The following is an 18,073-nucleotide window of genomic DNA, read 5'->3' on the forward strand; positions in this document are numbered from 1 at the left end:
CGATGCAGTCTGCCCACAAGGATTTCATTCTTGCGCCGAGGGCCAGTGGCCGTGTTTCCTGGTGGGAAACCTGTCTGCTGAGCCTCCTCGCCCTAGGTTTCGGCTACTGGCTATCGCCGGACGACCCCCTGCTCGTGGTGGCGTCGTTCCCCTGGATGATTCTCGTACCGATCCTGCTCGGCGTTCGTTACGGATTCCTGCAGGGGCTGTTCAGCGCCGCATTGCTGATTGCTGCGCTGTTCGTGTTTCGGCTGTCGGGGTGGGCGCTCTATCTGGACATCCCGGCGTCCTTCATCGTCGGCATGTTGCTCTGCAGCATGCTGGTCGGAGAGTTCCGCGACATCTGGGAACGCCGCCTCGAGCGGCTCAGTCTGGCCAACGAGTATCGCCAGCTGCGGCTCGATGAGTTCACCCGTTCCCACCATATCCTGCGTATCTCGCATGATCGCCTGGAGCAACGCGTAGCGGGCAACGACCAGAGTCTGCGCAGCTCACTCCTGAGCCTTCGCGAACAGCTGCGTGCCTTGCCTGGTGATCGCGACGCCCTGAAGACCCTGGCTGATACGGTCATCTCCCTGCTTGCCCAATACGGCTCGTTGCGAGTGGCGGGGCTCTATCGGGTCACGGACAACACTCAAGTCGACCCTCGACCTTTGGCCACGCTGGGAGAAATGGGCGAGCTGAACGGCAACGATGTGCTGTTACGCCAGTGCCTGCAGCGCGGTGAGTTGGTCAGTGTGCGCTCCGAGGTGCTGGATCGTGGCGAAGGCGCCCGGCATTCCGCGTTGCAGGTCTGTGTGCCGCTGATCGATACCGAAGACCGCATTCTGGCCGTGTTGGCGATTCAGCAGATGCCGTTCTTCATGTTCCACGAACGCAGTTTCAGCCTGCTGGCGATTCTCGCCGGGCACATTGCCGATCTGTTGATGAGCGATGCGCAGGCTCTGCAACTGCCAGATGCCGATGCCCAGCACTACTCGCAATTGCTCAAGCGCTCGCTGTCCGATGCGCGCGACCACGACCTGCCGGCCAGCCTGTATGCGTTCGAACTCTCCGAGGAAAATGGAGAAGAGGTTCAGCGTCTGCTGGAAGGCAGCCAGCGCGGTCTTGATGTCCAGCTCAAGGTCATCAACGGTCGCGGCAGTCGCCTGGTGCTGGTGCTGCTGCCGCTGACCTCGGGTGAGGGCGCGCAGGGATACCTGGTGCGTATCCGGCAGCTTTTCGCAGAACGCTTTGGCCAGGGCCGAGATCTTGATTCGCTGGGCATACAGACGCATCAGTTCCTGTTCGAGGGCGGTGATGAGCGGGATGCATTGAGACACTTCCTCTTCAACGAGTGCGCATTGAATGATCAGCAAGTGGCTGTTTAGCGGCGCTGCGCTGCTCGAGGTCGGGAGCTGGGCCAGTGCGGTCAGCGATCTCCCGATTCATCAGGCCGCGTTGCTCTATGCCTCCGCGCATGGCCTGGGCAGTGCGATGCTGGCTGCCGGGATCTGGCTGCTGCTGCCGCGCCGCTATCGTTACCCCTTGCCTTGGAGCCTGCTGTTCATTTTCAGCGTCTCATTCTTCATCCCCTTGATCGGCATGATCGGCGTAGCGCTGGCGCTGTTTCCGGCCCTCTACTTGCCGCGCAAGCGCAAGGTGCAGTCCTGGGAGGCGACCGCCGTTCCCGAGCTGCCTTTCCGGCCGCGCGAGCGCAAGCAGGAGTTGATGTTCAGCGATGGCGGCCTTCAGGACGTGTTGCGTCATGCGCGTGACCCCGACCAGCGCCTGACGGCGATCTTCGCCACACGACGCATGCGCAGCAAGGAGGCCATCCCGATTCTCAAGCTGGCGCTGCGCGATCCATCTGACGATGTGCGTTTGCTGGCCTACTCGATGCTCGATCAGCGTGAAAGCCGAATCAACCAGCGTATCGAACGCGCTCTGGCAGATATGGAGAGCGCCAGCACGGATCGCAAGTTCGCCCTGCATGGGCAACTGGCGCGTTGGTACTGGGAACTTGCCTATGTCGGCCTGGCTCAGGGCAGTGTTCTGGAGCACGTGCTGCAGCAGGCTTGGAGCCATGTGGTGGCGGCGCTGCAAGGCAACTCGGGTGGCGAGCTGCACTTGCTGGCCGGGCGCATCGCTATGGAACAGGGCAATCTCGATGAGGCGTTGGCGCAGTTCGACCAGTCGGCGCAGGCCGGGATGGATGCGGTGCAGTTGGCGCCATATCGGGCTGAGATCGCGTTTTTGCGTCAACGCTATGAGGAAATTCCAGACATGCTGGCGACGATGCCGGCCGAGCTGTTGCAACGTCCCCCCTTCGCGGCCTTGGCAAGATACTGGTTATGAGTGAGAAATCCGCTGTTCCCGACGTGCAGAGCGTCGATGTCTGCCTGTTGCTCGAGGGAACCTGGCCCTATGTGCGCGGGGGCGTGTCGAGCTGGATCAACCAGCTGATCCTGGGGCTGCCTGAGCTGACTTTCTCGGTGCTGTTCATCGGCGGTCAGAAGGAGGCCTACGGCAAGCGCCATTACGCCATCCCGGACAACGTGGTGCACATTCAGGAGCATTTCCTCGAAGACTCCTGGAGTTCGATTCCCACCACCAGTACCCGTGCGAGCGCAGAGCTGGCCGAGCTGATGCTGGATGTGCACCGTTTCCTGCACAACCCGGAGGAACCCAGCGCTGAGCAGGGCGATGCATTCGTCGATACCCTGGCTGCCGGGCGCATCGGCCGTGAGGCCTTCCTGCAAAGTCGTGCCAGCTGGGATGCCATCGTCGACGGCTATACCCAGCATTGCGCTGATCCGTCGTTCGTCAATTACTTCTGGACGCTGCGCTCCATGCAGGCGCCGCTGTTCATGCTCGCTGAGGTTTCCAGAACGCTACCGCGCGCGCGCATGCTGCATTCCATCTCTACTGGGTATGCGGGCATGTTGGGCAGCGTCCTGCAGCGCCGTTGGGGCTGTTATTACCTGCTCAGCGAGCACGGCATCTATACCAAGGAACGCAAGATCGATCTGGCGCAGGCGGGCTGGATCGCCGAAAGCCCCGACGAGCGCCTGAGCACCGGCCTCGATGCGGAGGTCAGCTACATCCGCAGATTGTGGATCCGCTTCTTCGAGCGTATCGGGCTGATCACCTACCGATCCGCACACTCCATCATCGCGCTGTACGAGGGCAACAGGCGGCGTCAGGTTCTCGATGGCGCTCCCGAGGAGCGCACGCGGGTGATCCCCAATGGCATCGATCTGGCCAGTTGGGATCAGGCGCTGCTCAGCCGGCCAGAAGGCGTGCCACCGGTGGCCGGCCTGGTTGGGCGAGTGGTGCCGATCAAGGACGTCAAAACCTTCATCCGCGCCATCCGTGGTGTGGTCAGCGTCATACCCGAAGCCGAGGGCTGGATCGTGGGGCCGGAAGAAGAAGATCCGGATTACGCGGCCGAGTGCCATAGCCTGGTGGCCAGCCTGGGGCTGCAGGACAAGGTGCGTTTTCTCGGCTTCCGCCAGGTGCGCGAAGTCGTACCGCAGCTGGGCGTTATGGTGCTGACGTCGATCAGCGAGGCGCAGCCGCTGGTGGTGCTCGAGGCCTGGGCCGCCGGCACGCCGGTGGTGACCAGTGATGTCGGCTCGTGTCGCGAGCTGGTCGAAGGCTCCACGCAGGAAGATCGCCAGCTCGGCTCGGCGGGGGAGGTAGTGGCCATCGCCGACCCGCAGGCCACCTCGCGCGCCATCCTCTCGCTGTTACGCAATCCCGAGCGCTGGAAGGCGGCCCAGGCCGTCGGCCTGGAGCGTGTGCGACGTTACTACACCGAAGAACTGATGCTCGCGCGCTATCGCGAGTTGTATCGCGAAGGCACGGAGAGCGCGTAATGGCGGGTATAGGCTTTGAACTGAGGAAGATCCTGTCCAAGGACTCCTACACCTCGACGATGCGCGCCTACCTGTATGCCGGCCTGATCAGTTCCGGCCCGTGGGTGTTGTCGATCATCAGCGTGATGCTCATCGGCGTGCTGAGCCTGGGGGCGGTGCTGCCGGAAACGCTGATCGGTCAGTTCTTGGTCACCGTGACCTACCTGATGGCAACGTCGTTGATCCTCACCGGCGGGCTGCAGCTGTTCTTCACCCGCTTCGTTTCCGATCGGCTGTTCGAACGGCGCCTGGACCTGATCCTGCCCAACCTGGTGGGCATACTGCTGCTGGTGACTATTGTCTCGGGGCTGCTGGCGATCTGTGTGCTGGGCTTGCTGTTCGATCAGTCGTTTTCCTATCGCCTGCTGGTGATGGCCAACTTCGTGGTGCTGTGCAACCTGTGGCTGGTGATCATCTTCCTGTCCGGGATGAAGGCCTACAACCGCATCCTCGGGGTGATGTTCCTCGGCTACTCGCTGATGGTCGCCTCGGCCTATCTGCTGCGCTTTCTCAATATCGACGGCCTGCTGCTGGGTCTGCTGATCGGTCACTCCAGCCTGCTGTTCATCTTCCTCTTCGACATCCTTCGCGAGTACCCGGCCGAGCGCCTGGTCGCGTTCGATTTCCTCAAGCGTCGTCAGGTTTTCGGCAGCCTGCTGCTGACAGGGCTGTGCTACAACCTGGGCATCTGGATCGACAAGTTCATCTTCTGGTTCAACCCCTCGACTTCCGAAGCCGTGATCGGCCCATTGCGGGCATCGATCCTCTATGACCTGCCGATCTTCCTCGCCTACCTGTCGATCATCCCCGGCATGGCGGTGTTCCTGGTGCGTATCGAAACCGACTTCGCCGAGTGGTACGAGCGGGTCTATGACGCGATCCGCGGCGGGGAAACCCTGCAGCACATCGGCTGGCTCAAGGAACAGATGATCCTGGCGATTCGCCAGGGCCTGATGGAGATCTGCAAGGTGCAGGGGCTGACCCTGGTTCTGCTGTTTCTGCTCGCGCCGCAGTTGTTGTCCTGGCTGGGCATCTCGCACTACTACCTGCCGCTGTTCTATATCGACGTGATCGGCGTGAGCATTCAGGTGGTGTTCATGGCCTTGCTCAACGTGTTCTTCTATCTGGACAAGCGCGCCATCGTCCTCGAACTCTGCGTTCTCTTCGTCCTGGCGAACGGTGCGTTGACCCTGTTCAGCCAGATGCTTGGCCCGACGTTCTTCGGCTACGGTTTCACCCTGTCGCTGCTGCTGTGCGTACTCCTGGGGTTGTATCGTCTCAACGAAGCGCTGGACGATCTCGAGTTCGAAACCTTCATGCTCAGCCGCTAAGCGACTTCAGTCGCCTTTGGCCTGACGCGAGTTCGAGAGTGACCGTGAGTGCCCTTGAGCTCAGGTTGAAACAGGGGCTTGCTGTCGGGTCACAACCGAAAGCACCTCATCAACTGGTTGTGACCGACAGCTCCTGGCTCGCCGCGTTGGTCTGGTCGGTACTGGTCGAACGCAGCAGCGACAGGTCGCGGATGTTGATCAGGTTGTGATCTGCCTCACTGGCTGCTTGCGCCTACGGTTTCGAGGCACTGGTGATCACCGGGTGCGCCGTTGTGAGGGCGTGCACATCGGGTTGCGCATGTCGTCACGGTGCAACGAGTTGTCGATAAAGAACATTGCATGCAAAAGCTGTTTTGTATGAGGCTGTCATCTGTAGGAGTATTGCGGGGTATGGAGCTCTGCGGTTCTTCCCCTTCCCACATATGACCCGAAAACAATAATGAAGAAGCATCTCAACGATCAGCTGTTCGAACTCATCGCAACGAGCATCCGTAAAGGTCGCCTCAAGTCGGGAACGTTGCTGCTCGAAGGGCCCCTGGCGGATCTGTTCGGTGTGAGCCGTTCGCCTGTGCGCCAGGCGCTGCTCAACCTGCATCAGGCAGGTCTGGTCTGTACGTTCGACGGCCGTGGTTATCTGGTCGGGGCGCAGCCTGGCAAGGTGCTGCGGCGCAAGCTGGAGGCGAGCGATTTCAAACTGACGGATGATCGCGCTCAGGCTCCGCGCAAGACGGAAAGCTGGAAGGCGGTCTATGACCAGATCGAGCGCGACCTGCTGCATCAGTCGCTGTTCGGCACCTACCGCATCAATGAGCTGGAGCTGTCACGCCATTACGGCATCAGCCGCACGGTCTCCAGCCAGGTGCTCACACGCCTGTCGTTGATGGGCCTGGTCGAGCGCGACGAGCGCTCCCGTTGGCAGCTCGGACAGTGGGACGAGGAACGACTCGGCGAACTGTATGAAGTGCGCCGGCGCCTGGAGCCCTACGTGCTGGTGCGCGCCGCGGAGTTCATCGAGCCCGAGCGGATCGAGGTCTACATCGAGCGTCTGCATCAGGCCATGGCGCTCTACCCGGATATGGACAGTCGCCAGTTCGACGACCTGGAAAGCGACCTGCACATCGAAACGCTCGGCTGCTGCCCCAACCGGCAGATGCTGCAGATATTGCGCCGCACCCACTCGCTGCTGCTATCGGGCAAGCATATCCTGCTGGACAAGAGCTATTTCCCCGATGAAGAGCCCTTCTTCCGCGAGCACTTGAGCATTTTCGAGAACTTGCAGGCCGGCCGCCCTGACCTGGCTGCGCAAAGCATGGAAGAGCACTTGGTAATCGCCGAGCGCAAGGTCAAACAGCGCATGGCGTACTTCCGTGAGCATAACCGTATCGCTGCCGTGCCCTATCTGGAGCGGATCGACGCGTAGACGCCGCTGTTGCCGTAGGAGGCCGCTTGCGGGCGATCGAGGTGCCGGCAGAGAAAGTGGGCTCCTACGAGGTAACACATCACAGATGTACGTCAGCAATGAAAACGGCCGGGATTGCCCGGCCGTTTTTCATTCCTTCAGCGTCTGACGATCAGGTCACCGCGCCCACCTGCCACGGCACGAACTCGTTGTCGCCGTAGTTGTACAGCTCGCTCTTGGACGGCTCGCCCGAGGCGATCTCGATGAGGATGTCGAAGATCTTCTGCCCGGCTTCGGCGATGCTCAGTTCGCCGTCGACGATGCCGCCGCAGTTGATGTCCATGTCCTCTTCGAGCTTGCGGAACATCTCGGTGTTGGTGGCCAGCTTGATGCAGGGCGCGGGTTTGAAGCCGGATACCGAACCGCGCCCGGTGGTGAAGCAGATCATGTTGGCGCCGGAGGCCACCTGGCCGGTCACCGACACCGGATCGTAGCCGGGGCTGTCCATGAACACGAAGCCGCGCTCGGTGATCGGCTCGCCCCACTCGTACACGCCGTTGAGCGAGCTGGTGCCACCCTTGGCCGCCGCGCCGAGGGATTTCTCCAGGATGGTGGTGAGGCCGCCGGCCTTGTTGCCCGGCGAGGGGTTGTTGTTCAGCTCGGCGCCGTTGATGCGCGTGTACTCCTCCCACCAGGTCAGGCGGTCGAGCAGTTTCTGGCCGACTTCATGGCTGATCGCTCGGGCGATCAACAGGTGCTCGGCGCCGTAGATTTCCGGCGTTTCGCTGAGAATCGCGGTGCCACCGTGCTGGGCCAGCAGGTCGGCGGCATAGCCCAGCGCCGGATTAGCGGTGATGCCGGAGTAGCCGTCGGAGCCGCCGCACTGCATGCCGACCATGATGTGCTCGACGCTTTCCGAGGTGCGTTCCAGGCGGCCGATGGCGTCGAGCATCTCGGTCACCTGTTCGATGGCGCGGGCGATGCTGGCACGGGTGCCGCCGGCGTTCTGGATATTGAAGACGCGGAAGTTCGGCCCTTCGCTGATGTTGTAGCGCTTCATCAGCGAGGAAATCTGGTTGGTCTCGCAGCCCAGGCCGATCACCAGCGCGCCGGCGATGTTGGGGTTGCAGGCATAGCCCCAAATGCTGCGTTCGAGGAACTTGAAGCCTTCCGATTCGGTATTGATCGCACAGCCGCTGCCATGGGTCAGCGCCACCACGCCGTCGATGTTGTAGCGCTTGAGCAACTCCGAGCCGTTGAAGTGCGCGGCCACGGCGCGTGACACGGTCGCCGAGCAGTTCACCGTGGACAGGATGCCGATGTAGTTACGTGTGCCGACGCGGCCATCCGGACGGCGATAACCCATGAAGCGGCGGCGCTGTTCCGGTGGCAGTACCGGCGTGCGCTCGATGGGCGGTGGCAGCTGGTTGTTGGCGTGGCTCTGCGGCATCGACACGTTGTGGGTGTGCACGTGGGCGCCGGCGGCGATGTCCTGGCTGGCGACGCCGATGACCTGGCCGTACTTGAGCACGGCTTCGCCGGCAGCGATGGCGCGGCGGGCGATCTTATGCCCGGCGGGGATGTCGTCCAGCGCGTCCAGGGCAAGGCTTTCGATACGGCTGCCACGCGCCAGGGCACGGCGGGCGACGGCTACGGAATCCTGGTCGCTGAGGATAACCACGGTCTGGCTGTTGCTGATGAGTTGCATGGCGCGTTCTCGTTGTTGTTGTGATCGTCTGGCCAAGATACTGACAAAAATGAACATTGCACGCAATAATTTACGGTGTTAGTGTCACTGCCACACAGCTGCTCGGCAGCCACAAAAACAACAATGTGAGGCCTTCCTGATGGACCGTTGCCATCTCTCGGGGCGCGTCGGCAATCAGCCGTTTCCCTGTCCGGTTTTCCCTGCCTTCCGTCGATGGGGCGCGCGTCATGCATAAGCTCATCGAGGGTTACTTCACGTTGCTCAAGGTGCTGGGGATCATCTGCCTGATCACCATGGTGGTGCTGGTATTCGGCAACGTCGTGCTGCGCTACGCCTTCAACGACAGCATCCTGGTGTCCGAGGAAGTCTCGCGCTGGGCCTTCGTCTGGCTGACCTTTCTGGGCGCGGTGATCCTGCTGCGTGAGCGTGGCCACATGGGCGTCGACCTGGCCTTGCGAGCATTGCCTAGTTGGGGCGAGCGCGGCTGTCTGATCCTCTCGCAGCTGCTGATGCTGGCCTGCTCGGGGCTGTTCTTCTGGGGTAGCTGGCAGCAGGTGCAGATCAACTGGAGCATGCCGTCACCGGTCACCGGCTGGTCGATGGGCCTGTTCTACGGCACGGGCGTGTTCTTCGGCCTGTCGGCCTGCGCCATCCACCTCTACGAGATTGCACGGCTGGCCATGGGCGGTGACATCCATCGTCCGGACCTCTCCGCCGAGATTCATCAGTAGTACGCCCGCTGGCCTGCACCTGCCACGGGCGGTGCGCTCCACATAATAAGAACGGAGTGATGTGATGATCATCATCGCGATTTTCGTGTTTTCCCTGCTGGGCGCCATGGCGATTGGCGTGCCGATTTCCTATGCGCTGATCCTCTGTGCACTGGCCATGATGTATCACCTGGACCTGTTCGATGCGCAGATCGTCGCCCAGGGGCTGGTCAACGGAGCGGACAGCTTTCCGCTGATGGCCGTGCCCTTCTTCATGCTGGCCGGCGAGCTGATGAACGCCGGTGGCCTGTCCAAGCGCATCGTCAACATGGCTGTCGCGCTGGTTGGGCACATCAAGGGCGGCCTCGGTTACGTGACCATCCTGGCGGCCTGCGTGCTGGCCAGCCTCTCGGGTTCGGCTGCCGCGGATGCTGCCGCACTGGCTGCGCTGCTGGTGCCGATGATGGTCAAGGTCGGTCATGACCGCGCCACCTCGGCCGGTCTGGTGGCCGCTTCGGGGATCATCGCGCCGGTGCTGCCGCCGTCCATCGGCCTGATCCTGTTCGGCGTGGCCGCCAACGTCTCGATCACCAAGCTGTTCCTGGCTGGCATCGCGCCGGGTCTGATGATGGGGTTGTCGCTGTGCGTCGCCTGGTACCTGGTCTCGAATCGCGAAACCCTGATCACCCGTCCGCGCGCGCCGCTGAAGGAGATTCTCAAGGCCTTCTACGAGGGCGTGTGGGCGCTGCTGCTGCCGGTGATCATCCTGGTCGGGCTGCGCGCCGGCATCTTCACCCCGACCGAGGCCGGCGTGGTGGCGGCGGTGTATGCGTTGTTCGTATCGCTGGTGATCTACCGCGAGCTGACCTGGAAGAGCATGTACCAGGTGCTGCTGTCCTCGGTGCTGACCACCTCGATGGTGATGTTCCTGGTGGCCTCGGCGATGGTCGCCGCCTGGATGATCACCGTCGCCGACCTGCCGAGCTCGGTGGTCGAGGTGCTCGAGCCACTGATGGACAGTCCGCGCCTGCTGATGTTGCTGATCGTGGCGATCATCGTGGTGATCGGTATGGCCATGGATATGTCGCCGATCATCCTGATCCTGGCGCCGGTGATGATGCCGGTCGCGGTCGAGGCGGGCATCGACCCGGTGTACTTCGGCGTGATCTTCGTCATGACCTGCGCCATCGGCCTCATCACCCCTCCAGTCGGCCTGGTGCTGAACGTGGTGGCCGGGGTTTCCAAGATCGACTTCCTGGCTACGGCGCGCGGTGTGCTGCCGTTCCTCCTTGCCGAACTGTTGGTGATTGGCCTGTTGCTGGCCTTTCCACAACTGCTGCTGGTTCCAGCGCAGTGGCTGTTCTGACCCCCAGATTGCGTACAGGCCGTTCCCTGGCGGCTTGTGCCCAGGGCTTTTCCCGCCCACATCCATGCCGGAAACGGCACACATAAAAACAAGAGGACGTAGTCATGAAATTCATCCCCAAAGCGCTGACTGCACTGCTGTGCTCATCCGCGATGCTGCTGTCGGCGGCGGTGCATGCCGAGGAAATCAACCGTCACAACTTCAAGATCGCTTTCGTCCAGGCCAAGGACCATCCGCATGGCCTTGGCGCGCAGAAGTTCGCCGAGATTATCAAGGAAAAGAGTGGCGGCAAGATGAAGGTGATGGTGTTCGCCAGCGGCACCCTCGGTGGTGATGCGCAGGTGATTTCCTCGGTGCAAGGTGGCACCGTCGACATGACGCTGGTCACCCCGGGTTTGCTGTCCGGCATTGAGAAGGGCTTTGCCCTGTACGGTCTGCCGTTCCTGTTCCAGGACACCGAAGAAGTCGACGCAGTGCTCGATGGCCCGGCCGGGCAGAACCTGCTCACTACTCTGGAGCCGCACGGCATCATCGGCCTGGGCTACTGGGACCATGGCTTCCGCCACGTTACCAACAGCAAGCATCCGGTCGAGAAGGTCGAGGACCTCAAGGGCCTGAAACTGCGTCTGCAGCAGATCCCCACCGCCATCGAGTCTTTCCGCGCGCTGGGCGCCAGCGTTGTACCGCTGTCGTTCACCGAGCTGTACACCGCGATGGAAACCCGCACCGTGGATGGCCAGGAAAACCCGCTGGCGGCCATCGAGACCTCGAAGTTCTACGAAGTGCAGAAGTACCTGTCGCTGACCGGCCACTTCTACGATCCGCTGGTCGCGATCTTCAGCAAGCGTACCTGGGACAAGCTCAACGAGACCGAGCGTGAGCTGGTACGCAGCGCCTCGCTGGAGGCCCAGGCTTACGAGCGCAAGGTGTCCCGCGAGATGGCCGTGAGTTCTCGCGAAGCGTTGGCCAAGTACGGCATGCAGATCAACGAGGTCGCTCCGGCGGAGATCGAGCGCATGCGTGAGCAGGTGCGTCCCACCGTCGAGAAGCTGGTGGCTGAGTATGGTCCTGAGCTGATGGCCGAAATGAACGCCGAGATTGCCCAGGTCCGTAACGCCCAGTAATCCCCTCCTGCACTCGGCCGTCGCACGGCGGCCGCTGCGCCTGCACTCAAGGTAGAAACGCTCATGACCGCTATCAATGTCGGTTTCATCGGCCTCGGATTGATGGGCCACGCCATGGCCGCCAACATCCAGAAACGGGGTTTCGCCCTGGGGGTGATGGCACACCGCAACCGTCAGCCGGTCGATGACCTGGTCGGCAAGGGCGCGCGCGAGTTCGCCAATGCCGCCGAGTTGACCCGTGCCGTCGACGTGGTGCTGCTGTGCCTGCCGGGCACGGCCGAGGTCTGTCGCACCCTGGCTGGCGAGCAGGGCGTGCTGGCCGGTCTGCGTCCGGGGCAGATCGTGGTCGACTGCAGCACCGGCGATCCGAATCGCACCGCCGAGCTGGCTGCACAGGTGACCGCTTGCGGTGGGCATTACCTCGACACGCCGGTCAACCGCACGCCCAAGGATGCCCAGGCCGGGCGCCTCAACGTGCTCGCCGGCGGCGATGCCGCCGTGCTGGAGCGGGTGCGTCCGGTGCTCGAGTGCTTCTCCGAGACCATCCATCACCTCGGCCCGCTGGGCTCGGGGCACAAGGCCAAGGTGATCCACAACTTCATCTCCCAGGGCAACGCCACCATCCTCGCCGAGGCATTCTGCACGGCGGCGAAGAATGGCATCGACCTGGCCGCATTCGCCGAGATCTGCAGCATGAGCGGCGGCTACAGCCGCACCTTCGAGCGGATCATCCCCTACGTCCTGCACGGTGACGACTCCGGGCAGCAGTTCGCCCTGGCCAACTGCGAGAAGGACATGCGCTATTACACCGAGTTGACCAAGCTGACGCCGACCACCGGCATCGTTTCCGATGCGGTGTACCAGACCTTCATGCTGGCCAAGGCGCTCGGTCACGGCGACAAGTACGTGCCGCGCCTGTTCGACGTGCTGGGTGAGATCAACGGCGTGCGCGTAAGCGCCTGCCCGCAAGAGGACAAGGCATGAAACTGCTGCGCTACGGCCCGCCGGGTCAGGAGAAGCCCGCGCTGCTCGCCGCCGATGGCAGCCTGCGCGATCTGTCGCTGCACGTGCTCGACATCAGCCCGCGTACGCTCGACCCCAAGGCGCTCGACGAACTGCGCGCACTCGACCCACTCAGCCTGCCGCGTGTCGAGGATGGCGTGCGCATCGGTACGCCCATCGCCAACATCGGCAAGCTGATCTGCGTCGGGCTGAACTACGCCGACCACGCCAAGGAATCCAACCTGCCGGTGCCCAGTGAGCCGGTGCTGTTCATGAAGGCTACCAGCGCCATCTGTGGTCCCAACGACGCCGTGATCATTCCGCGTGGCTCGGAAAAGACCGACTGGGAAGTGGAGCTGGGCATCGTCATCGGGCGCAAGGCGCAGTACGTCGAGCGTGAGCAGGCGCTGGAGCATGTCGCCGGCTACTGCATCGTCAACGACGTGTCCGAGCGTGCCTATCAGCTCGAAAGGGGCGGCACCTGGGACAAGGGCAAAGGCTGCGACACCTTCGCTCCCATCGGTCCCTGGTTGGTGACGCCTGACGAAATCACCGACTTGCGCAATCTCGATATGCACCTGAGTGTGAACGGCGAGACCCGGCAGAACGGCAACACCCGCACGATGATCTTCTCCATCGACGAGATCGTCAGCTACATCAGCCAGTTCATGACGCTCAACCCGGGCGACGTGATCTGCACCGGCACGCCTCCGGGCGTCGGCGCCGGCATGCAGCCGCCGCAGTTCCTCAAGCCCGGCGACCGCATGCGCCTGAGCATCAGTGGCCTGGGTGAGCAGCGCCAGAACGTGGTGGCCTGGCAGCGTTGAACATTGGGCGGCGCCTGTCGCCCCGTACCTGAACGAGATGAGGTTTGAATATGCAACGACGCCTGTACCCAGGGCGCGATTTTCGCCGTGCGCAGAATATTGACGAGTTGCGCGAGATGGCGCGCCGCCGGTTGCCGAACTTTTCCTTCGAGTATGTCGAGGGCGGCGCCGACGATGAGGTGACGCTCAGGCGTAACCGCAGCGTATTCGAGGGCATCACCCTGCAGCCGCGCACACTGGTCGATGTTGGCCAGCGCGATCTGGGGTGTCATTTCTTCGAGCGTCCATCGAGCATGCCTTGTTTGATCGGCCCGACTGGTTTCAACGGCCTGCTGACCGATCGTGGTGATTGGCACCTGGCCCAGGCGGCCACCCGTGCCGGTATTCCCTTCGTGCTGAGCAATGCTTCCACCGTCGCCATCGAAGAGATCGCTGCCATCGACGGGGTGCGTGCCTGGATGCAAATTTACCTGTACCGCACCCGCCAGCACGTTGCTGATCTGGTGGCGCGCTGCAAGGCGCTGGAACTGGAGGCCATAGTGGTCACCACCGACAGTGCGATCCTCGGCAATCGTGAGTGGGACCGGCGCAATTACAGCCGGCCGCTGAAGCTCGACCTGCGCAATGCCTTGGACGTCGCGGCCCATCCAGGCTGGGTCTGGGATGTGCTGGTACCCCATGGCGTGCCGCGCTTCAAGAACCTGGGCAATCTGTTGAAGCCAGGACAGGACTCGGTGAAAGGCGCGGCCAGTGCCATCGGCCAGGAGCTGGACGCCACCCTGAGCTGGCAGGACATTGCCTGGTTGCGCGACCTGTGGCCCGGAAAACTCATCGTCAAGGGCCTGATGCATCCGGACGATGCGCCCCAGGCACTCAAGTACGGCGTCGATGGCGTGGTGCTGTCCAATCACGGCGGTCGCCAGCTCGATGGCGCAGTGTCGGCCATGGAGGTGCTGCCCGGTATCGTGCGGCAGCTCAAGGGGCGCGTTAGCGTGTTCCTAGATGGTGGTTTCCGCCGCGGCACGGACATTCTCAAGGCCCGTCTGTTGGGCGCCGATGGGGTGTTCCTGGGGCGTGCGGGTCTCTATGGCCTGGCCGCGGGCAAAGGCCCGGGGGCCAGCCACGCGATCGAGATCCTGCGTAGCGAGATGGACCGTTCCCTGGGGCTGCTGGGCTGCAGCAGCCTGGAGGAACTGACGCCCGATCTGATCCACGATCCCGTCTGGCGCGGCTTGGCCGAAGCCATTCGTCGCTAGTTTTCCAACTGCCTCGCACCCACCCACGAATCTGCAGGTGCGAGGCAGCTTTTTATGACCTGCCATCCTTGGTAGCCACCCTTTCGGGGGCGTCGCCCACTACGTCGAAAATAGCTCCCGGCTATTTTTTATTCCACTGACCTTCATGTTTTCGTAGCCCGGATGCAATCCGGGGCAAACCATTGCCCGACAAGCCACTCCCGGAGTGCATCCGGGCTACGCATTAGGTGTCGATGCGCCGATTCAGCTTGCGTAGGAACGGTCGGACGGAGAACCGAATTCGCGGATAAATCCGCTGCTACAGGGGGCACAAGTCCATAAAAAACGCCGCGACCCGGCAAGGGCATCGCGGCGTTTGTTTAACCGATCGGAGCAATCAGAACGGCCAATCGCTGCCGGCCTCGCTGGCCGCGGTGCGCAACGCCGCCAGCACATCCTCCGGCAGCTCCAGCCCCTGCTCGAAGGCCTTGGCCCGGCGCGCGATACCGGCGTGGCCAGGCATACGCACCGGGCTCTGCGCCACGCGCGGGCGGCTTTCCAGACAGGCCGCGACGAAGTGATCCATCTCCGCTTTCAACTCCTCGACGCCGCCGAAGAAGGCCGGGTCGAAGGTCAGCACGGTGACGGCGGCGCCCCATTGCTTGACCCCGTCCTTGCGGCCGAAGCCGCCCAGGCCGGCGGTCAGCGCTTCCACCAGGGTGCCGAGGGCGAAGCCCTTGTGGCCGAACTCCAGGCTGCCCAGGGGCAGGATGGCGCCCGGCGGCGTGGCGAAGAAGGTCGTGGTGTCGCGCGTCGGCTGGCCGTCCTGGTCGATCAGCGCCGCATGTTCCAGCTGGCCGCCGGCCTGGTGGGTCTTGTTCACCAGGCCGTTGGTGATGGTCGACATGCTGACGTCGATGAGGATCGGCTTCTCCCCGGTGGGAATGCCGATGCCCAGCGGGTTCGGTGTGTACACCGGGTCCAGCCCGCCGTGCGGCGCCACCGAGGCCACGGCCGGATCGGAGGTCAGCACCAGCGGGATCAGGTCCTGCTCGGTGTAGCGCTGCAGGTAGGCGGCCAGGCAGGCGATATGGTGCGAGCGGCGAATGGTCGCCACACCAATACCGAAGGTGCGGGCGGCTTGGGCGGTGAAGTCCAGCGCTTGTTCGACACAGTAGGGGCCGAGCAGGTAGTCGGCGTCGTAGAGCACCGCCGCCGGGCTCTGGCGCACGACCTGCAGGCTGGCGGCCTGGCCCTTGGCGTGGCCGCTGCGCAGATCGCGCAGATAACCCTGGGCCAGTTTCACGCCGTGGGTGTGGTGGCCGAGCAGGTCGCCTTCCACCAACACCCGGCTGACCACGCTGGCGACCTCGGGGCTGACGTCAGCCCCGAGAAAGAGTTGCTGGATGAAATGTTCCAGTTGTTCGGGGGCGATGCGGCTCATTCGATGGCTTCCTTGGACAGGGGCAGGGCGCGTGGGTAGCGCATGCGCCAGTACTTGGCGAGTACCGGGAACAGGGCCACCAGCAGTACCAGCAGGGCCAGACCGATGCTGATCGGACGCTCGACGAAGGCCAGCAGATTGCCGTCGGCCTTGATCATCGAGGTCATGAAGTTGGTTTCGAGAATGTTGCCCAGCACCAGGCCGAGAATCGCCGGGGCGATGGGGAAATCAGCGGTGGCGATCAGGTAGGCGACGATGCCGCAGACCAGCATGATCCACACGTCGGTCAGGCTGTTGTTGATGGCGAAGGCACCGACGATGCAGAAGCACAGGATGATCGGCATCAGCACGCGTGTCGGCGTCACGGCGAACACATGGGCACTGCGGATCGCCAGGTAGCCGATCGGCAACATGATCAGGTTGGCGACGAAGAACGCGGTGAACAGGCCGTAAGCCATGGCGCTGTTGTCCATGAAGATGGTCGGCCCTGGGTTCATGCCTTTCATGTACAGCACACCAATGACGATGGCGGTGATCGAGTCACCCGGGATGCCGAACACCAGCGCCGGCACCCACGCACCGGCCACTGCAGCGTTGTTCGCCGAGCCCGCGTCCACCAGGCCTTCGACATGGCCCTTGCCGTAGGCTTCAGGCGTTTTCGAGCGCTTCTTGCTGACGGCATAGCAGATCCATGCAGCGATATCGGCGCCGGCACCAGGCAAGGCACCGATGAAGGCGCCCAGGCTGCTACCGCGGATCACGTTCTTCCAGTAACGCTTGAGGTGCGTCGGCACCAAGCCGAAGACGCTGCCATGCTGGGGGGCGATGGTTTGCGTCGCGTCCTGCGCGTTGGCCTTGTCGCGGGGGATGGAATAGAGCTTCATCACCTCGTACATGGCGAAGAAACCAATCATCACCGGGATGAAGTTGATGCCCCCCATCAAATCGGGCACATCGAAGGTGAAGCGCGGCGCGCCGGTGACCATGTCCAGGCCGACCGTGGCCAGCAGCAGGCCGACCATCAGCGACAGGAAGCCTTTTACCGCCGAGCCGGTGGAGATGAACACCGCGCTGCCCAGGCCGAGCACGGCCAGCCAGAAGTATTCGAAGGAGCTGAAATTCAGCGCGAACTCGGCCAGCGACGGGGCGATCATCACCAGTACCAGCGTGCCGGTCAGGCCGCCGATCACCGAGCAGGTGACGTTCAGGCCCAGCGCCTCACGTGCACGCCCTGCTCGGCCCAGCGCTGCTGAGTCGGCCACGTAGGCGGCGGAGGCGGGGGTACCCGGAATGTTCAGGTAGGTGCCGGGAATATCGCCGGCAAAGATGGCCATGGCCGCGGTGGTGATAATGGCGGCGATGGCCGCGGTCGGCTCCATGGCGAAGGTGATCGGGACCAGCAGCGCAACGGCCATGGTGGCCGACAGGCCCGGAATGGCTCCGACGAAAACGCCGAACAGCGCGGCCAGCAGGATCACCAGCAGCGTCTGGAAATTGAAGACGAGCAGAATGCCGTCGAGTAACTCGTTCATGGGTGGCTCCTCAGAAACCTAGGGGCCCGACGGGCAAGGGAACTTTGAGCAGGTGACCGAAGGAGAGACTGATGACCGCGGTGGCCACGAGGCTGATGACCAGAGATGGCATCAGGCGTACGCCACGCTGGATCAGCAGAATCAGCATGATCAACAGCATCATCGGGGCGGCGCCGATGATTTCGCTGAGGTAGATGTAGGCCACGACCAGTGCGCAAGGCAGTAGCACAGCCAGTGACGGCAGGCCAAAGCCGGAGTTGTCGCCGACCCCCTCCGTGCGCAGCTGGCGCAATGCGTTGAAGCTGAGCAATACCCCACCAGCAGCCATGCCTATGGCGATCAGCGTGGGGAAAAAGTCGGCGCCGTACTGCATGCCGGGCACTACCGGAAACTCGCGGGCCATCAGCCATACACCCAGACCCAGGGCGATGAAGATCAGACCGAACAGAAGGTCTTTCATGGATGAACTCTCATACAACCGAGTAAAGGCAAACGG

Annotated in this window: 15 protein-coding genes; 11 read left to right on the forward strand and 4 right to left on the reverse strand. The window is 62.9% G+C overall.

What is annotated here, in order from left to right; translation table 11 throughout:
• Positions 1-2 precede the first annotated feature (2 nt).
• From BLS08_RS02085 to BLS08_RS02105, 5 genes are all read left to right on the forward strand, one after another.
• The gene (locus tag BLS08_RS02085) at positions 3-1,370 is read left to right on the forward strand and encodes a PelD GGDEF domain-containing protein (RefSeq protein ID WP_017676497.1); all 1,368 of its coding nucleotides are present in this window, start codon (positions 3-5) and stop codon (positions 1,368-1,370) included.
• On the forward strand, positions 1,348-2,337 hold the full coding sequence (locus BLS08_RS02090; RefSeq protein WP_017676498.1) for a HEAT repeat domain-containing protein: 990 nt from the start codon (positions 1,348-1,350) through the stop codon (positions 2,335-2,337). Before BLS08_RS02085 ends, BLS08_RS02090 begins: the two co-directional genes overlap by 23 nt.
• Positions 2,334-3,860, forward strand: coding sequence for a GT4 family glycosyltransferase PelF (pelF, locus tag BLS08_RS02095; protein ID WP_017676499.1), 1,527 nt, complete (start codon positions 2,334-2,336; stop codon positions 3,858-3,860). Before BLS08_RS02090 ends, pelF begins: the two co-directional genes overlap by 4 nt.
• Complete coding sequence (gene pelG, locus BLS08_RS02100) at positions 3,860-5,230, forward strand: exopolysaccharide Pel transporter PelG (RefSeq protein ID WP_017676500.1); 1,371 nt, start codon at positions 3,860-3,862, stop codon at positions 5,228-5,230. Before pelF ends, pelG begins: the two co-directional genes overlap by 1 nt.
• Before the next feature lie 439 nt (positions 5,231-5,669).
• Positions 5,670-6,650: a GntR family transcriptional regulator gene (locus BLS08_RS02105; RefSeq protein ID WP_169886822.1), complete on the forward strand. Its 981-nt coding sequence runs from the start codon at positions 5,670-5,672 to the stop codon at positions 6,648-6,650.
• 151 nt (positions 6,651-6,801) lie between these two features.
• Here the strand turns inward: BLS08_RS02105 and BLS08_RS02110 are convergent, their stop codons facing one another.
• Positions 6,802-8,337 (reverse strand): UxaA family hydrolase, encoded by a 1,536-nt coding sequence (locus BLS08_RS02110; protein WP_017676502.1) that lies wholly within the window; start codon positions 8,335-8,337, stop codon positions 6,802-6,804.
• A gap of 227 nt (positions 8,338-8,564) precedes the next feature.
• Here BLS08_RS02110 and BLS08_RS02115 point away from each other — a divergent pair, with 227 nt between their 5' ends.
• The 6 genes from BLS08_RS02115 to BLS08_RS02140 all read left to right on the forward strand — a co-directional run bounded on the left by BLS08_RS02115 (position 8,565) and on the right by BLS08_RS02140 (position 14,622).
• A complete protein-coding gene (locus BLS08_RS02115) occupies positions 8,565-9,068 on the forward strand; it encodes a TRAP transporter small permease (RefSeq protein WP_017676503.1) in 504 nt (167 codons plus the stop codon).
• A 67-nt stretch (positions 9,069-9,135) separates the two neighbouring features.
• Positions 9,136-10,413, forward strand: coding sequence for a TRAP transporter large permease subunit (locus BLS08_RS02120; RefSeq protein WP_026088528.1), 1,278 nt, complete (start codon positions 9,136-9,138; stop codon positions 10,411-10,413).
• Positions 10,414-10,517: 104 nt separating this feature from the next.
• The gene (locus tag BLS08_RS02125; protein ID WP_017676505.1) at positions 10,518-11,537 is read left to right on the forward strand and encodes a TRAP transporter substrate-binding protein; all 1,020 of its coding nucleotides are present in this window, start codon (positions 10,518-10,520) and stop codon (positions 11,535-11,537) included.
• Positions 11,538-11,600: 63 nt separating this feature from the next.
• The gene (locus BLS08_RS02130; RefSeq protein WP_090335932.1) at positions 11,601-12,521 is read left to right on the forward strand and encodes an NAD(P)-dependent oxidoreductase; all 921 of its coding nucleotides are present in this window, start codon (positions 11,601-11,603) and stop codon (positions 12,519-12,521) included.
• On the forward strand, positions 12,518-13,366 hold the full coding sequence (locus BLS08_RS02135; protein WP_090335933.1) for a fumarylacetoacetate hydrolase family protein: 849 nt from the start codon (positions 12,518-12,520) through the stop codon (positions 13,364-13,366). Before BLS08_RS02130 ends, BLS08_RS02135 begins: the two co-directional genes overlap by 4 nt.
• 50 nt (positions 13,367-13,416) lie before the next feature.
• Positions 13,417-14,622: an alpha-hydroxy acid oxidase gene (locus BLS08_RS02140; protein ID WP_090335935.1), complete on the forward strand. Its 1,206-nt coding sequence runs from the start codon at positions 13,417-13,419 to the stop codon at positions 14,620-14,622.
• Between the two features lie 376 nt (positions 14,623-14,998).
• Here BLS08_RS02140 and BLS08_RS02145 read toward each other — a convergent pair whose 3' ends face one another.
• Genes BLS08_RS02145 through BLS08_RS02155 form a run of 3 tightly spaced genes read right to left on the reverse strand, consistent with a single transcriptional unit; the run spans position 14,999 to position 18,037 of the window.
• On the reverse strand, positions 14,999-16,045 hold the full coding sequence (locus tag BLS08_RS02145; protein WP_090335937.1) for an Ldh family oxidoreductase: 1,047 nt from the start codon (positions 16,043-16,045) through the stop codon (positions 14,999-15,001).
• Positions 16,042-17,577, reverse strand: a complete 1,536-nt coding sequence (locus BLS08_RS02150) for a tripartite tricarboxylate transporter permease (protein ID WP_090335939.1) — start codon at positions 17,575-17,577, stop codon at positions 16,042-16,044. The genes BLS08_RS02145 and BLS08_RS02150 overlap by 4 nt, the downstream gene beginning before the upstream one ends.
• A 10-nt stretch (positions 17,578-17,587) precedes the next feature.
• Entirely contained in the window at positions 17,588-18,037 is a 450-nt protein-coding gene (locus tag BLS08_RS02155; RefSeq protein ID WP_017676511.1) for a tripartite tricarboxylate transporter TctB family protein, read from the reverse strand.
• Positions 18,038-18,073 lie beyond the last annotated feature (36 nt).

It is taken from the genome of Ectopseudomonas chengduensis, assembly GCF_900102635.1.
GTDB lineage: Bacteria > Pseudomonadota > Gammaproteobacteria > Pseudomonadales > Pseudomonadaceae > Aquipseudomonas > Aquipseudomonas chengduensis.

What these genes read in the sequence shown, in the direction of transcription:
- BLS08_RS02085 (WP_017676497.1), top strand. Translation starts at nt 3, where the DNA reads ATGCAGTCTGCCCACAAGGATTTCATTCTTGCGCCGAGGGCCAGTGGC.
- BLS08_RS02090 (WP_017676498.1), top strand. Translation starts at nt 1,348, where the DNA reads ATGATCAGCAAGTGGCTGTTTAGCGGCGCTGCGCTGCTCGAGGTCGGG.
- pelF (WP_017676499.1), top strand. Translation starts at nt 2,334, where the DNA reads ATGAGTGAGAAATCCGCTGTTCCCGACGTGCAGAGCGTCGATGTCTGC.
- pelG (WP_017676500.1), top strand. Translation starts at nt 3,860, where the DNA reads ATGGCGGGTATAGGCTTTGAACTGAGGAAGATCCTGTCCAAGGACTCC.
- BLS08_RS02105 (WP_169886822.1), top strand. Translation starts at nt 5,670, where the DNA reads ATGAAGAAGCATCTCAACGATCAGCTGTTCGAACTCATCGCAACGAGC.
- BLS08_RS02110 (WP_017676502.1), bottom strand. Translation starts at nt 8,337, where the DNA reads ATGCAACTCATCAGCAACAGCCAGACCGTGGTTATCCTCAGCGACCAG.
- BLS08_RS02115 (WP_017676503.1), top strand. Translation starts at nt 8,565, where the DNA reads ATGCATAAGCTCATCGAGGGTTACTTCACGTTGCTCAAGGTGCTGGGG.
- BLS08_RS02125 (WP_017676505.1), top strand. Translation starts at nt 10,518, where the DNA reads ATGAAATTCATCCCCAAAGCGCTGACTGCACTGCTGTGCTCATCCGCG.
- BLS08_RS02130 (WP_090335932.1), top strand. Translation starts at nt 11,601, where the DNA reads ATGACCGCTATCAATGTCGGTTTCATCGGCCTCGGATTGATGGGCCAC.
- BLS08_RS02135 (WP_090335933.1), top strand. Translation starts at nt 12,518, where the DNA reads ATGAAACTGCTGCGCTACGGCCCGCCGGGTCAGGAGAAGCCCGCGCTG.
- BLS08_RS02140 (WP_090335935.1), top strand. Translation starts at nt 13,417, where the DNA reads ATGCAACGACGCCTGTACCCAGGGCGCGATTTTCGCCGTGCGCAGAAT.
- BLS08_RS02145 (WP_090335937.1), bottom strand. Translation starts at nt 16,045, where the DNA reads ATGAGCCGCATCGCCCCCGAACAACTGGAACATTTCATCCAGCAACTC.
- BLS08_RS02150 (WP_090335939.1), bottom strand. Translation starts at nt 17,577, where the DNA reads ATGAACGAGTTACTCGACGGCATTCTGCTCGTCTTCAATTTCCAGACG.
- BLS08_RS02155 (WP_017676511.1), bottom strand. Translation starts at nt 18,037, where the DNA reads ATGAAAGACCTTCTGTTCGGTCTGATCTTCATCGCCCTGGGTCTGGGT.